General features: G+C 72.1%; 17 protein-coding genes. 12 read left to right on the top strand and 5 right to left on the bottom strand.

All coding sequences use genetic code 11. The features are described from left to right. Positions 1–150: 150 nt before the first annotated feature. Positions 151–1,326, bottom strand: coding sequence for an acyl-CoA dehydrogenase family protein (locus tag ACZ7J0_RS10220; RefSeq protein ID WP_470885825.1), 1,176 nt, complete (start codon positions 1,324–1,326; stop codon positions 151–153). Positions 1,327–1,496: 170 nt separating this feature from the next. Between ACZ7J0_RS10220 and ACZ7J0_RS10215 the strand changes: the two genes are divergently transcribed. The 4 genes from ACZ7J0_RS10215 to ACZ7J0_RS10200 all read left to right on the top strand — a co-directional run bounded on the left by ACZ7J0_RS10215 (position 1,497) and on the right by ACZ7J0_RS10200 (position 6,020). Then, positions 1,497–2,696 (top strand): CaiB/BaiF CoA transferase family protein, encoded by a 1,200-nt coding sequence (locus tag ACZ7J0_RS10215; RefSeq protein WP_470885824.1) that lies wholly within the window; start codon positions 1,497–1,499, stop codon positions 2,694–2,696. A gap of 57 nt (positions 2,697–2,753) precedes the next feature. After that, positions 2,754–3,422 (top strand): GntR family transcriptional regulator, encoded by a 669-nt coding sequence (locus ACZ7J0_RS10210; protein WP_470885822.1) that lies wholly within the window; start codon positions 2,754–2,756, stop codon positions 3,420–3,422. A gap of 82 nt (positions 3,423–3,504) precedes the next feature. Then, entirely contained in the window at positions 3,505–4,095 is a 591-nt protein-coding gene (locus ACZ7J0_RS10205; RefSeq protein WP_470885820.1) for a 3'-5' exonuclease, read from the top strand. Between the two features lie 128 nt (positions 4,096–4,223). Continuing rightward, positions 4,224–6,020, top strand: coding sequence for a thiamine pyrophosphate-requiring protein (locus ACZ7J0_RS10200; protein WP_470885818.1), 1,797 nt, complete (start codon positions 4,224–4,226; stop codon positions 6,018–6,020). A gap of 42 nt (positions 6,021–6,062) precedes the next feature. On the opposite strand, the gene ACZ7J0_RS10195 is transcribed toward ACZ7J0_RS10200, so the two are convergent. Beyond that, complete coding sequence (locus ACZ7J0_RS10195) at positions 6,063–6,410, bottom strand: DUF3040 domain-containing protein (RefSeq protein ID WP_470885816.1); 348 nt, start codon at positions 6,408–6,410, stop codon at positions 6,063–6,065. Positions 6,411–6,606: 196 nt separating this feature from the next. On the opposite strand from ACZ7J0_RS10195, the gene ACZ7J0_RS10190 reads away from it, so the two are divergent. The 4 genes from ACZ7J0_RS10190 (at position 6,607) to ACZ7J0_RS10175 (ending at position 8,703) form a co-directional block, all read left to right on the top strand. Then, complete coding sequence (locus ACZ7J0_RS10190) at positions 6,607–6,780, top strand: CsbD family protein (protein ID WP_470885814.1); 174 nt, start codon at positions 6,607–6,609, stop codon at positions 6,778–6,780. A gap of 151 nt (positions 6,781–6,931) precedes the next feature. Then, a complete protein-coding gene (locus ACZ7J0_RS10185) occupies positions 6,932–7,255 on the top strand; it encodes a plasmid stabilization protein (protein ID WP_470885812.1) in 324 nt (107 codons plus the stop codon). Between the two features lie 43 nt (positions 7,256–7,298). After that, a complete protein-coding gene (locus tag ACZ7J0_RS10180; protein WP_470885810.1) occupies positions 7,299–8,189 on the top strand; it encodes an SDR family oxidoreductase in 891 nt (296 codons plus the stop codon). A gap of 76 nt (positions 8,190–8,265) precedes the next feature. Further along, positions 8,266–8,703 carry a VOC family protein gene (locus ACZ7J0_RS10175; RefSeq protein ID WP_470885808.1) on the top strand — a complete coding sequence of 146 codons (438 nt, stop codon included), beginning with the start codon at positions 8,266–8,268 and terminating at the stop codon, positions 8,701–8,703. On the opposite strand, the gene ACZ7J0_RS10170 is transcribed toward ACZ7J0_RS10175, so the two are convergent. Next, positions 8,681–9,526 (bottom strand): class I SAM-dependent methyltransferase, encoded by an 846-nt coding sequence (locus ACZ7J0_RS10170; protein WP_470885806.1) that lies wholly within the window; start codon positions 9,524–9,526, stop codon positions 8,681–8,683. The genes ACZ7J0_RS10175 and ACZ7J0_RS10170 overlap by 23 nt on opposite strands. A gap of 132 nt (positions 9,527–9,658) precedes the next feature. On the opposite strand from ACZ7J0_RS10170, the gene ACZ7J0_RS10165 reads away from it, so the two are divergent. After that, on the top strand, positions 9,659–10,261 hold the full coding sequence (locus ACZ7J0_RS10165; RefSeq protein WP_470885804.1) for a TetR/AcrR family transcriptional regulator: 603 nt from the start codon (positions 9,659–9,661) through the stop codon (positions 10,259–10,261). 36 nt (positions 10,262–10,297) lie between these two features. Here the strand turns inward: ACZ7J0_RS10165 and ACZ7J0_RS10160 are convergent, their stop codons facing one another. Continuing rightward, positions 10,298–11,482, bottom strand: a complete 1,185-nt coding sequence (locus tag ACZ7J0_RS10160; protein WP_470885802.1) for a zinc-dependent alcohol dehydrogenase — start codon at positions 11,480–11,482, stop codon at positions 10,298–10,300. Positions 11,483–11,688: 206 nt separating this feature from the next. Next, a complete protein-coding gene (locus ACZ7J0_RS10155) occupies positions 11,689–11,964 on the bottom strand; it encodes an isoamylase early set domain-containing protein (RefSeq protein WP_470885800.1) in 276 nt (91 codons plus the stop codon). Positions 11,965–12,283: 319 nt separating this feature from the next. Here ACZ7J0_RS10155 and dhaK point away from each other — a divergent pair, with 319 nt between their 5' ends. From dhaK to ACZ7J0_RS10140, 3 genes are read left to right on the top strand one after another with little or no spacing between them, the layout of a single operon-like run. After that, the gene (gene dhaK, locus ACZ7J0_RS10150) at positions 12,284–13,276 is read left to right on the top strand and encodes a dihydroxyacetone kinase subunit DhaK (protein ID WP_470885798.1); all 993 of its coding nucleotides are present in this window, start codon (positions 12,284–12,286) and stop codon (positions 13,274–13,276) included. Between the two features lie 23 nt (positions 13,277–13,299). Next, entirely contained in the window at positions 13,300–13,914 is a 615-nt protein-coding gene (gene dhaL, locus ACZ7J0_RS10145; RefSeq protein ID WP_470886055.1) for a dihydroxyacetone kinase subunit DhaL, read from the top strand. Further along, the gene (locus tag ACZ7J0_RS10140; RefSeq protein WP_470885796.1) at positions 13,911–14,312 is read left to right on the top strand and encodes a PTS-dependent dihydroxyacetone kinase phosphotransferase subunit DhaM; all 402 of its coding nucleotides are present in this window, start codon (positions 13,911–13,913) and stop codon (positions 14,310–14,312) included. The genes dhaL and ACZ7J0_RS10140 overlap by 4 nt, the downstream gene beginning before the upstream one ends. Positions 14,313–14,349: the final 37 nt, after the last annotated feature.

Genomic DNA, 14,349 nt, shown 5'->3' with positions numbered 1-14,349 from the left:
TCGATGACGACGCTAACCCCGGGGCGCGGGCACGTCCTGCGGGCCCGTGACTCCCCATGACTCCCTTGACGCGGCGCCGCGCCCGGAGCGGCGACGGAGGCTCGTGGCGGTTCACTCCCCCGGGTGAGTCGCGCCCAGCCGCGGGTTCCCTCAGCGGAACGCGGCCTCGCCCGTGAGGGCCTTGCCGACGACGAGGCTGTGGACCTCGCTGGTGCCCTCGTAGGTCAGGACGGACTCCAGGTTGTTGGCGTGGCGCATCACCGGGTACTCCAGCGTGACGCCGTTGGCGCCGAGGATCGTGCGGCACTGGCGGGCGATCCCGATCGCCTCGCGCACGTTGTTGAGCTTGCCGACGCTGACCTGTTCGGGGGTGAGCCGGCCCGCGTCCTTGAGGCGCCCGAGGTGCAGGGCGAGCAGCATGCCCTTGCCGAGCTCCAGCGACATGTCGGCGAGCTTCTGCTGGGTGAGTTGGTACGAGGCGAGGGACCGGGCGAAGACGACCCGGTCCCCCGCGTACGAGATCGCCGTCTCCAGGCAGTCGCGGGCGGCTCCCAGGGCGCCGAAGACGATGCCGAACCGGGCCTCGTTCAGACAGCCGAGCGGCCCCGAGAGACCGCGCGCGCCCGGCAGCATCGCGTCGGCGGGCAACCGCACGTCCTCCAGGACGAGTTCACTGGTCACGCTGGCCCGCAGGGAGAGCTTCTGCTTGATCTCCGGAGCGCTGAAGCCGGGGGTTCCGGCCGGAACCAGGAAGCCGCGCACTCCCTCGTCGGTACGGGCCCAGACGACCGCGACATCCGCCACCGAGCCGTTGGTGATCCACATCTTGGTGCCGTCCAGCACCCAGTCGGAGCCCTCCCGCCGGGCACGGGTGCGCATCGCGCCGGGGTCGGAACCGGCGTCCGGCTCGGTGAGTCCGAAGCAGCCGATCTTCTCGCCCGCCGCCATGCCGGGCAGCCACTCCCGCTTCTGGTCCTCGGAGCCGTACGCCCGGATGGCGTACATCGCGAGGGAGCCCTGCACGGACACCAGGCTGCGCAGTCCGGAGTCGACCGCCTCCAGCTCCAGGCAGGCCAGGCCGTACGAGACGGCGTTGGTGCCGGCGCAGCCGTAACCCTCCAGGTGCATGCCGAGGACGCCGATGCCGCCGAGGCGCAGGGCCAGTTCGCGTGCGGGGACGGCGCCGCGCTCGAACCAGCCGGCGACGTGCGGGCGCAGTTCGCGCTCCGCCACGGCCCGCACGGTCCGGCGGATCTCCCGCTCCTCGTCGGTCAGCAGCCCGTCGATCGCGAGCAGGTCGAAGGGGTGGACGGGCGACGACTTCATGGCTGCCTCCAGGCTTGGGCGGTGCGGGTTCCACGACGACCCGGCACGACCACGCACCCTAGCCCTGGATCGGATTTTGGATCCAGTATTGAATTCGGTCGACGTGGTGCGTAGGTTCCATGGATCCGGAGCGGACCCGGACCGGGACCGGAGCGCGAAAGGACATCGGGATGCCAGACCAGCAGGGAGCTCGGCAGGGAGCCGGGGCGCTCTCCGGGATCGTCGTCGCCGACTTCGGGCGGGTGCTCGCCGGGCCGTACATGACGATGCTGCTGGCCGACCTCGGCGCCGACGTCATCAAGATCGAGCGGCCGGGGGCGGGCGACGACACCCGCGCCTGGGGTCCGCCCTACGCCGACGGCGAGTCCACGTACTTCCTGGGCGTCAACCGCAACAAGCGCTCCATCGCCCTCGACCTGACCGACGACGGGGGGCTGGAGGCCGCCCGGGCGATCGTGGCCCGGGCCGACGTCCTGGTGGAGAACTTCCGGCCCGGGACCATGGACCGGCTCGGCCTCGGCTACGAGGAGGCGCGGGCGCTCAACCCCGGGCTCGTCTACTGCTCGGTGACCGGTTTCGGTGCCGCCGAGGGGGCCGCGCTCCCCGGGTACGACCTGCTGGTCCAGGCGATGGGCGGGCTGATGAGCGTGACCGGGGAGCCCGGCGGCGCGGGGACCAAGGCGGGGGTGGCCCTCGTCGACGTCATCACCGGTCTGCACGCGGGCCTAGGCGTGCTCGCCGCGCTGCGCCACCGCGACCGTACGGGCGAGGGTCAGCGGATCGAGGTGTCGCTGCTCACCTCACTCCTGTCGGCGCTCACCAACCAGGCGTCGGCGTACGTGGGCGCCGGGGTCGTCCCACGGGCGATGGGCAACCGGCATCCGAGCATCGCGCCGTACGAGGTCTTCGACGCCGAGGACCGGCCCCTGGTACTGGCCGTGGGCAACGACCGGCAGTTCGCGGTCCTGTGCGAGCGGATCGGGCGGCCGGAGCTGGCTCTCGACGAGCGCTTCGCGACCAATTCGGCCCGGGTCGCCAACCGGGACCCGCTGATCGACGAGCTGGCCGGCCCGCTGGCGGGGCGGACCGCCGACCACTGGTTCGACGACCTCACCGCGGCGGGGGTGCCCTGCGGTCCGATCAACGACCTGGCCGCCGCCTTCGGTCTCGCCGAGCGTCTCGGGCTCGGCTCCCGGGTGCGGATCACCGACCCGGCCCGCGACACGCCCGTCGACCAGGTCGCCAACCCCATCACCCTCGCCGCCACTCCGGCCACCTACCGCACCGCTCCCCCACGGCTCGGCGAACACACCGGGGACCTCCTGGCCGAACTCGGCCTCCCGGCGGCACCCCCCGGGTCGGCCCCGTAGGAAGATGGACCCCACCGACGGAGACGGAGAGGTCAGGGGCGATGAGGCGATGACGCGATGAGCAGCGCTGTGCAGCAGAAGCGGCGCCCGCCGACCGCCCAGCAGTTCGTCCTGGAGGAGCTGCGGCGCGCCATCACCAGCGGGGAGCTCCGTCCGGGCGAGCCGATCAGGCAGGACGCCCTGGCCGCGCGGCTCGACGTCAGCCGGGTGCCGCTGCGCGAGGCCCTCAAGATGCTGGAGGGCGAGGGCCTGGTCGTCCACCTGGCCCACCGGGGCTACTTCGTGACCGAACTGTCCCTGGCGGACCTGGAGGAGATCTACCGCATCCGGGAGCTCCTGGAGACGGAGGCCGTCCGCCAGGCCGTTGCCCGGACAGGTCCCGAGCTGATCACCGTCCTGGAGGAGGCGCAGGCGGAGGTCGAACGCGCGGGCGCGGCCGGGGACGTCGGGGACATGGCGGCAGCCAACCGGCGCTTCCACTTCGCGCTGATCGAGGCGTCGGGGATGCCCCGTCTGGTCCGGCTGATCGGCACGCTGTGGGACTCCACCGACGCCTACCGGTCGCTCTACTACGCCGAACAGCCCAACCGTGCCCGCGTGGTGGCCGAGCACCGTGCGGTCATCGACGCGCTGAGGAACGGCGACGCGGACGCCGTGGTGCGGTGGCTCGACGAGCATCGCGCGCACGCGGTCAGCGCACTCAGGGACGTCCTGGACCTCACCTGACGACGGAGCGTTCCCCCGACGACCGCAGCACCCCGCCGAAAACCGGATGACCGGCGGGGGCCGGCTCCCTACTCTCGGCGCCATGAGCCATGGGGACACGGGACACACGGGGGGCGCCGGGGAGCGTCTGCTCAATGTCGTCGACGTCGAAGCGACCTGCTGGGAGAAGGCGCCTCCCGCCGGGGCCGTCAGCGAGATCATCGAGATCGGCCTGACCGTCGTCGACCTCGAAGCGGGCGAGCGGCTCGCCCGTCACCGTGTTCTCGTACGGCCGGCACGGTCGGAGGTCAGCGCGTTCTGCACCGAGCTCACCGGACTCACGCAGGCGGAGGTGGACACCGGGGTGGGGTTCGCCGAGGCGTGCCGGCTCCTGGCCGCCGACCATCGGGCGGGTGCGCGACCGTGGGCCAGTTGGGGCGACTACGACCGGCATCAGTTCACCCGCCAGTGCCGCGCGACGGGTACCCCGTACCCCTTCGGCGCACGGCACACCAACGCCAAGGCCGCCTTCACCGAAGCCCACGGGCTGCGCAAGCGCCCCGGGATGGCGCAGGCGCTGCGCCTCGCGGGCCTGCCGCTCGAGGGCCGCCACCACCGGGGCGAGGACGACGCGTGGAACATCGCCGCCCTCATCCTCGCTCTGGCCGGTGGGGGCGCCTGGCCGGCCGGTTGAGCACCGGCCCTCCGCATCCCGCTCGCAGAAGGCGGGCGGCAGACGAACCGACATGATCCGACTCCCTCCGGGCAGGCGCCCCACGAGCCACTGAGGCGTACGACCCGGCCGAAACGGAGGCGGAACCTATGACGATCAAGGTCGCGGACCATGTGCTCGCGCGCTTGCGGGCCTGGGAGGTGAGCCATGTCTTCGGCTACCCGGGCGACGGCGTCAACGGTCTGCTGTCGGCGTGGGGCCGCGCCGGGAACGAGCCGCGTTTCATCCAGGCCCGGCACGAGGAGATGGCCGCCTTCGAGGCGGTCGGATACGCCAAGTTCTCCGGCCGGGTCGGGGTCTGTGTCGCGACATCCGGTCCCGGGGCCGTCCATCTCCTCAACGGCCTGTACGACGCCAAGCTCGACCACGTCCCGGTGGTGGCTCTGGTGGGCCAGACCCACCGCACCGCGATGGGCGGTTCCTACCAGCAGGAAGTCGATCTGCACAGCCTGTTCAAGGACGTGGCGTCCGCGTTCCTGGAGACCGTCACCGTGCCGGAGCAGCTGCCCAATGTGCTGGACCGGGCCATCCGCACGGCTTACGCGCGCCGCGCCCCGACGGCCGTCATCATCCCGGCGGACGTGCAGGAGCTGGACTACGAACCGCCCGGCCACGCGTTCAAGATGGTGCCGTCCAGCCTCGACCGCAGCGACTGGGCTCCGGTCCCGGACGACAGCGCGATCGAGCGGGCCGCGGAGGTGCTCAACGCGGGACGGCGGCCGGCGATCCTCATCGGCCAGGGCGCGGCGGGCGCCCGCGCCGAGGTGGAGCAGGTGGCCGACGTCCTCGGCGCCGGTGTCGCCAAGGCCCTGCTCGGCAAGGACGCGCTCAGCGATGAACTCCCTTATGTGACCGGCTCGATCGGCCTGCTCGGGACGCGCCCCTCGTACGAGATGATGCGTGACTGCGACACGCTGCTGACGGTCGGCTCGAACTTCCCCTACAGCCAGTTCCTGCCGGAATTCGACCAGGCGCGGGCGGTCCAGATCGACATCGACCCCCAACTGGTCGGTATGCGCTATCCGTACGAGGTGAATCTCGTCGGTGACGCGGCCGCGACCCTGCGCCGGCTACTGCCCCTGCTGCGGCGCGAGGACGACCGGTCCTGGCAGCGCAGGATCATCTCGGGTGTCGAGCGCTGGCGGACGGTGATGAGGCGGCGGGCGCTGCTGAGCGCCGATCCCGTGAACCCCGAGTACGTCGCCCACGCCCTGGACGGGCTCCTTCCCGACGACGCGGTGATCACCGCGGACTCCGGCTCGGTCACCAACTGGTACGCGCGGCACCTGACCATGCGCGGATCGATGCGGGGGTCCCTTTCGGGGACGCTCGCCACCATGGGCTGCGCCGTCCCGTACGCGATCGGCGCCAAGTTCGCCCATCCCGACCGGCCCGCCATCGCGCTCGTGGGCGACGGCGCGATGCAGATGAACGGCCTGGCGGAGCTGGTCACGGCGGCGAAGTACTGGGGCGAGTGGCGTGATCCGCGGCTGGTGGTCGCGGTGTGGAACAACCACGACCTCAACCAGGTGAGCTGGGAGATGCGCGCGCTGGGCGGTGCCCCGCCGTTCGAGGCCTCGCAGTCCCTGCCCGATCTGTCGTACGCGGGCTTCGCCCGTTCGCTCGGGCTGACCGGCATCCGGGTCGAGGACCCGGCCGACGTGACCGACGCCTGGCGGGCGGCGCTGGCGGCGGAGGAGCCCGCCGTACTGGACTTCCGTACCGACCCGGAGGTCCCGCCGATTCCGCCGCACTCGACCTGGGAGCAGATCGAGGCGACCGTGGCGGCTCTGGGCAAGGACGGCGGGAAGCGGGCCCATGTGCTCAAGCAGGGAATCAAGGCCAAGGTGCAGGAGTTCCTGCCGGGGTCGCGGAGCGACCGGTGAGAGGCCGCCGCCCCAGGGGGCGACGCGGCCGCGCGCTCGGGGTCAGTCGCCTTCGGGACGCCGCGCGTCCTGGCACCAGCGCTGCGTCCAGCGGATGACGAGCCGGAGCAGCCCGGTCAGGGTCAGCACCCAGACGGCCGCGAACGCCCATATGAAGCCCGGGGAGTTCGTGGCCACGGCGGACACGAGCAGGATCGTCGTCAGGACGGCCAGCAGCGCCACGCACAACGCGAGGGCGTGGCGGCGGACGCCCCGGACCAGGTCGACGGGGCGGTGCGGAACGCGGCGCATGGACCGGAGTTTGCGGTCCAGTGCCTCGTCCTCGCGCAGGCCGTTCTCGATGGCGGCGAGTATCTGCCGCTCGCGTGGCGAAAGCCGGCCCTCGTCCACTGCCGACACCTCCCACTCGCGCCTGTGCAGAGCGGTTACCCCCTCGGGGCCGCTTCAGACACGCGCGGGGCGACCGGCGCGGCCGGATCCCGGGGGCTGACGGGTACCGCTCTCCGTCACCGGTTGCGAGCGCTGAGTGAGCGACGCACCGTGGAGACGTCAGTCCGCTCCACCGTTTCCGAAGGAGAACACGAGCATGAGCAAGGCGAAGGCGAAGGCCAAGCAGGTCAAGGGCAAGCTGAAGGAAACCGCCGGCAAGGCGATGAACGACGAGCGCACGCAGGCCGAGGGCCGCAGTGAGCAGATCTCGGGCAAGACCCGGGAAGTCGGAGAGAAGACGACGGAGCAGATCAAGCGCTCCACCCGGTAGGGCCGAGGCCCAGGGAGGCGCGTCCCGGTGGCCGCAGCGGGCACATGGTGCCGTGCGGTCGCCGGGGCGCGCTCCCGCCTCTCCCCCAACCCGGCGCCACCGACTGACCTCACACCACATGCCTCACACATCACTTGGACAAGGAGCGGTCATGCCTCGCGGTTCGAGTCCCAAGCGGGAACGGCAGTACGAGCACATCAAGGACAGCGCGATGGACAGGGGCGAGCCCAAGGAGCGGGCGGAGGAGATCGCGGCCCGGACGGTGAACAAGGAGCGGGCCCGGGCGGGTGAGTCGCGCACGGCGAGCAAGAGCTCCCTGGACGACATGTCGTCGTCCGAGCGGGGTGGCCGGCGCTCGCACAGCGGCGCCAAGGGGCCTACGTACGACCAGCTTTACGCGGAGGCGCAGCGGCGCAACATCCACGGCCGGTCCTCGATGAACAAGGACGAGCTGAAGAAGTCGCTCGGCCGCTGAGCCGGCGCGACGGTCAGGGGCCGACCGACCGGGAGAGCGAGTCATGGCACAAGAGGAGCGCGGGTCGGAGAACCCCGTGACCAAGTATCCGCAGCCCGATTTCCCTTCGCAGGAACAGCCGCACCCGGGCTGGACGGGCCCCATGGACCCTCCGCCGGACCACGGCGAGGAGTCCTACCGGGGCAGCGGGCAGCTGCGAGGCCTCAAGGCGGTGGTGACGGGCGGCGATTCCGGTATCGGGCGCGCGGTCGCCCTCGCGTACGCGCGGGAGGGGGCGGACATCGTGTTCACCCATCTGCCGTCGGAGGAGGGCGAGGCGCTGGAGACCGCGCGGCTCGTCCAGGAGGCGGGTCGCAGGGCCCTCGCGGTGGTCTGTGACATCCGGGAGGAGGAGCAGTGCCGGATGCTGATCGAGCGCGTGGTCGCGGAGTTCGGGAAGATCGACATCCTGGTCAACAACGCCGCGTACCAGATGGCCCAGCCCGAGGGCATCTCGGACATCACCACCGACCAGTTCGACCGCGTGATGCGCACGAACCTCTACGGCATGTTCTGGCTCTCCAAGATGGCCCTGCCGCACATTCCGGCGGGCGGGTCGATCGTCAACTCCGCTTCCGTACAGGCCTACAAGCCGAGCCCTCATCTGCTCGACTACGCCATGACGAAGGCCGCGATCGTCAACTTCACCCAGGGGCTGGCCCAGATGGTCGCGTCCGACGGCATCCGGGTCAACGCGGTCGCGCCCGGTCCGGTCTGGACTCCCCTCATCCCGGCGACGATGCCGGACACGGCCGAGTTCGGGAAGCAGTCGCCGATGGGGCGCCCCGCGCAGCCGGCCGAGATGGCGCCCGCCTATGTCTTCCTCGCGTCGCCCCAGGCGAGTTACATCACCGGCGAGATCGTCAACGCCACCGGCGGCACGCCCTTGCCCTGAGGCCTCGCGCCGCCTTCGACGCGGCCAAGTGCGCTGCTCGCCGTATGAGTCGGGCACGGCCGGGTAACCGCATCGCATGACTGTGACGAAGACGGCCGTGCTCGTCCTGGACTGCTCCGAACCGCTGGCTCTGGCCGAGTTCTACGCCGATCTGCTCGGCGCGGAGATCCAGGAGTTGAGCGATCCCGATCTGGTGGAAGTGGTCGGCCAGAGCGGTGTCCATGTCGCGATCCGCCGGGACAACGGCTACGCGCCCGCCAGTTGGCCGCGGCCCGAGGACTCCCAGCAGGCGCATCTGTGCATCGTCGTCGAACCGGGCGACCTGGACGAGGCGGAGCGTGAGGCCGTGAGCCTGGGAGCGCGGCCGGTGCACATCGAGGACCCCGGCGGGCGGCGGGACGTCCGCGTCTTCACCGACCCCGCCGGGCACTCCTTCTCGTTCATGACGGCGCGCCCGGACAGGCCCTCGGGCCCCCGCGCGCGGGGGAACGCTACTCCGGCCGCCGAGCGCTGAGCAGCCAGGCGGCGCTGCGCAGGCGCAGCGCGCCGCCCGCCTCGTGGCCGCGCAGGGCGTCGACGAGAGTGAGGCGTGCCCGTCGCCGGGCCTCCTCGTCGACCTGGCCGGCCAGGTGGCGCCCCGGGCCGGAACCCAGGAGGAAGTCCGCGGCGTCCGCCGCGTCCCGTCCCCAGATCCCTTCGGCCTCCACGCGCTCGGCGGTGGCGTGTTCGAGGCCGGCGGCCGAGAGCACGGCGAGGGCCGTGTCCGGATCGGCCAGGGAGAACATGCCGGGGCTTCCCGGAGCACCGAAGTCGCCGATGGGCAGGATGTCGCCGAGGGACGCCAGGGCCTGAAGCCACTCGTTCGCCCCCGCCTCGGCGGCGACGACGAACGCCACCCGCCCACCGGGCCGCAGGGCCCGCGCGACGTGGGTGAAGGCGGCGATCGGATCCGCGAAGAACATGACTCCGAAGCGGCTGATCGCGACGTCGAAGGAGTCCGGCTCGAAGGCGTGGATCTGGGCGTCTCCCTGTGCGAAGGTCGCGTTGCCGACACCCTCGCGCGCGGCGGATTCACGCGCACGGGCCAGCATCGGCGCCGAGAGGTCCAGCCCCACGGCGTGGCCACGGACGGCCACCCCGGCGGCGAGGCGGGTCGTGCGCCCCGCGCCGCAGCCGATGTCCAGGACCCGGTCGCGCTCCCGGATCGCCGCCGCGGCGAGGAGGGGCTCGTTGAAACCCGCGTTCACCGCGTCCCAGCGCCCCTGGTTCTCCGCCCAGTGCGTGCCTTCGTAGCCGTTCCACGCCTGGGCTTGTTCGGTGTTCACGACGTGTTGCATGCGGTACCCCCAACTGGACGCGGTGCGGCGCCCGGCCGATAGTATGGGCGCCTGCCCAAACATTATGGGCACGCGCCCATACTTGCAATCCCCGCCCGTGGGGAGCGCCGCGATTCCGTACAGGAGAGGCCCATGTCACCGCGCGGAGTAGCCATCCCGGACGTCCACGAGCGGCTGTTCGACGCCGCGGAGCGGGTCCTCGCCCGGGAAGGGCCCTCGGCCCTGACCAGCCGGGCGATCACCGGCGAGGCGGGCTGCGCCAAAGGGCTGTTGCACGCCCACTTCGACGGCCTGGACGAGTTCGTCGCCGAGCTCGTCCTGAACCGGTTCACCCGCGCCGCCCGGCAGGCCGACCAGCTTCCCGCTCAGGCCGGGGAATCCACCGTGACGGCCAACCTGGTGACGATCGCGCTCTCGCTGCTGAACTCCCTCGACCCCACGGTCACCGGGCTGGCCCTGACCCGCCCCGACACCTCCCGGCGGATCCGCGAGGCCCTGGAGGCGGGCGCTCCGGGCTTCACCGCCATCCAGAACGGCATCACCACCTATCTGGACGCCGAACAGCGCCTCGGACGCCTGCCTCAGGGCACGGACACCGCCTCCATCGCCCTGGCCCTCGTCGGCACGGCGCATCACCTCCTGATGACCCGCTGGACCGGGACGCCGGACCCCTCCGGACAGATGGAGCGGCTGGTCACCACGCTGATCCCCACCGGCGCCGACGGGACGGTCTGACCGCAGACCCGCGCCGGCCTTCAGGGCTTCAGGGCTTCAGGGCTTCAGGAGAGTCTTGATCATTCCGTCCGCCTTGGACTGGAACATCGCGTACGCCTCCGGCCCCTGCTCCAGCGGCATGTGGTGCGTGGCGAACCCCTCCACGCCCAGGGGGTCCTCGTCCACGAGGAGCGGCAGGATGTCGTCCACCCACCGCCGGACGTTCGCCTGGCCCATCCTCATCTGGATCTGCTTGTCGAACATGGTCAGCATGGGCATCGGGTCCGTCATCCCGCCATAGACGCCCGCCAGCGAGATCGTGCCACCCCGGCGCACCACGTCGATCGCGGTGTAAAGGGCCTGGAGGCGGTCGATGCCGGCCCGTTCCATCAGGGACTGGGCGACGCCGTCCGGCAGCAGACCGGTGGCCCACTGGGCCGCCTTGGCCAGGGGCGCGCCGTGCGCCTCCATGCCCACGGCGTCGATGACGGCGTCGGTGCCCCGGCCGTCGGTCATGTCACGGATGGCGTCGCCCAGTTCGTCGCCGTACTCGCCGAGGTCCAGCACGGTGACGCCCCGCTCCCGGGGCCGCGCCAGCCGGGCGGGGACCAGGTCGACGCCCACCACCAGGGAGGCCCCGCGGTGCAGGGCCACCCGGGCCGCCATCTCACCGATGGGGCCGAGGCCCAGCACGGTCACGCTGCCGCCGGGCGGAATCGCCGCGTACTCGACGGCCTGCCAGGCGGTGGGGAGTACGTCGGAGAGGTAGACGAACCGGTCGTCGGACGGGCCGTGCGGCACCTTGATGGGGAGCGTGTTACCGAAGGGAACCCGCAGATACTCCGCCTGGCCGCCGGGCACTTGGCCGTACAGCTTGGTGTATCCGAAGAGCGAGGCACCCATACCCTGCTCGGAGACCTGCGTCGTCTCGCACTGCGACTGCAGCCCCTGGGCGCACATGAAGCAGGTCCCGCAGGAGATGTTGAACGGCACGACGACACGGTCCCCGGCCTTGAGCGAGCTGACCGCCGGGCCCGTCTCGGCCACGACGCCCATGGGCTCGTGCCCCAGGATGTCCCCCGGGTCCATGAAGGGGCCGAGCACCTCGTACAAATGGAGGTCCGAGCCGCAGATCCCGGTGGACGTGATCTCGACGATCACGTCCGCCGGCTCCCGCAACGCGGGGTCGGGCACCGTGTCCACCCGTACGTCCCGCTTGCCGTGCCAGGTCAGAGCGCGCATGGGGGCCTCCTCGGGTCGGCGTGGGCGATGCGTCCCGCTCCCTCGGCGTGCGGGTCCCCCGCCACCGCCGGCTCATGCGTCGCTCCGCCCCATCCCCTCGTCCGCCCCCACGCCCACTGGTGCGCCCGTTCGTGCGCGCCGGATGACCGGGGAACGTGCCCCCGGCCCTCCGGCGCTGTCGTCCGTGGCCGTCGCCTGCGGGCGTCTCAGGTCTCGAGGCGGCTGTTGGGGCCGTCGTGGCCGTCCGCGCTCTCGTCGTTGAACCAGTAGTCCCCGGCGGCCAGATAGCGGAACGTGTGCGTGGCCTTTCCGGGCAGTGCGACGGTGACGGAGCGGGTGCCGTCGCCGTTCGTCCGCAAGGGGTGGGCGCCAGGCTGCCAGTCGTTGAAATCGCCCACCACGCTGACGGGCCCGGGTGGGGTGTCGGCGGGGAGGACGAAGGTGATCTCGGCTCGGTCCTGGCACTGCTTGCGTTCGAGCATGGAAGTCTCCTGCCGGGCGGGCTACGGGGGATCTGGCCCATTCTCGTTCGGCTACCGGCCACCCGCACGTCGGGACGGAGCGGGATCCGACCCACCCGTGCGTGCGGACCGAGCAGGGTCGACGCCACCGCGCGGGCGGACCGAACAGGATCGGCACAACCCCGCGCCGCGCCGCGCCGCCGGCGGCCGCCCGCCGCCCCGCCCCCAGCCGGCTGCCGGCGGGCGCGGCCTCCGCCCCGTCGGCGCCGGCATCCTCACATTCCTCCGTCACGATCCGTATCGTGAACCGTGACCACGCCAGCCGGCCGAGGAGATGCCAGTGAGGATGCTGATCAACGTCCCGGAGACCGTCGTCGCCGACGCCCTGCGCGGAATGGCGGCCGCCCATCCCGAGCTCGTCGTCGACGTGGAGAACCGGGTCGTGCTGCGCCGGGACGCCCCGGTCGCCGGAAAGGTGGGTCTTGTGTCCGGGGGCGGGTCCGGGCACGAGCCCCTGCACGGCGGCTTCGTCGGGCCCGGCATGCTTGCCGCCGCCTGCCCAGGAGAGGTGTTCACCTCCCCCGTGCCGGACCAGATGGTGCGCGCGGCCGCGGCCGTCGACAGCGGGGCCGGAGTGCTCTTCGTCATCAAGAACTACACCGGTGACGTCCTCAACTTCGAGATGGCCGCCGAGCTCGCCGAGGACGAGGGCGTCCAGGTCGCCAAGGTGCTCGTGAACGACGACGTCGCGGTGACGGACAGCCTCTACACGGCAGGCCGTCGCGGCACGGGCGCCACGCTCTTCGTGGAGAAGATCGCGGGAGCGGCGGCCGAGGAGGGGCAGCCGCTGGAGCGGGTGGAGAGCGTCGCCCGTCAGGTGAACGAGAGTGCGCGGAGCTTCGGAGTGGCGCTGAGCGCCTGCACCACACCCGCGAAGGGCGGCCCCACCTTCGAGCTTCCGCCCGGCGAACTGGAGTTGGGCATCGGCATCCACGGCGAGCCCGGGCGTGAGCGGCGCGCCATGATGACCTCGCGGGAGATCGCTGACTTCGCCGTCCACGCCGTACTGGAGGACCTGCGCCCCGACGGACCCGTCCTGGCCCTGGTCAACGGCATGGGCGCCACACCGCTGCTGGAGCTGTACGGCTTCAACGCGGAGGTGCAGCGCGTCCTGCGCGAGCGGGGCGTCCCGGTGGCCCGCACCCTCGTCGGCAACTACGTGACCTCGCTCGACATGGCCGGCTGTTCGGTCACCCTGTGCCAGGTGGACGACCAACTGCTGCGGCTCTGGGATGCTCCGGTGGAGACCCCCGCCCTGCGCTGGGGCCGGTGAGAAGGGACATGACCGCGGCGACCGTGCTCGACGCCGACTTCTTCCGCCACTGGCTCTCCACCGCCGCGGCCGCCGTGGACCGCGAGGCCGACCGCCTCACCGAGCTGGACTCGGCCATCGGCGACGCCGACCACGGGACCAACCTCCGGCGCGGATTCACCGCCGTCGTCGCCGCCTTGGAGAAGGAGAGCCCCGACACGCCCGGAGCCGTGCTGACGGCGGCGGGACGACAGCTGATCTCGACCGTCGGCGGCGCGTCCGGTCCGCTGTACGGGACGCTGCTGCGACGCATGGGCAAGGCGCTCGGCGACGCCCCCGAGGTGACCCGCGCTCAACTGGCCGACGCGCTGCGGGCCGGGGTCGCTGCCGTGGCGCAGCTCGGCGGGGCGGCGGTCGGGGACAAGACCATGCTGGACGCCCTGGAACCGGCCGCGGAGAGGCTCGCCGAGTCGTTCGCCGCGGCGAGGGAAGCCGCCCGGGAAGGCGCGGTGGCGACCGTACCCCTCCAGGCCCGCAAGGGCAGGGCCAGTTACCTCGGTCCGCGCAGCATCGGCCACCAGGATCCGGGAGCCACCTCCTCCGCGCTGCTGATCGCGGCGCTCGCCGACACCGCGCAGGACCAGGGGGTGTCCGCGTGAGCGACCAGGTGGGCATCGTCCTCGTCTCGCACAGCGCCGCCGTCGCCACCTCGGTCGCCTCGCTGGCCCAGGGGCTCGCGGGCGGGGCAACGGCCCCGATCGCGCCGGCCGGCGGCACGCCCGACGGCGGCCTGGGCACCAGCTCCGAACTCATCGCGGCCGCCGCCGCCTCGGTCGACCGGGGCGCGGGCGTGGCGGTCCTGGTCGATCTGGGCAGCGCCGTCCTGACCGTGAAGGCGCTGCTGGCCGAGGGCGACGAACTCCCCGGGCAGACCCGGCTCGTCGACGCGCCGTTCCTCGAAGGCGCGGTGGCGGCCCTGGTGACGGCGTCGGCGGGCGGGGACCTGGACGCGGTCGAGGCGGCGGCGTCGGAGGCGTACGGCTACCGCAAACAGTGACACCGGTGAAGGGTCGCGCCGGATGGTGCGACCGTGC

The organism is Streptomyces sp. NPDC038280 (assembly GCF_055600045.1).
This window is presented reverse-complemented; position numbering and strand designations above follow the sequence as displayed.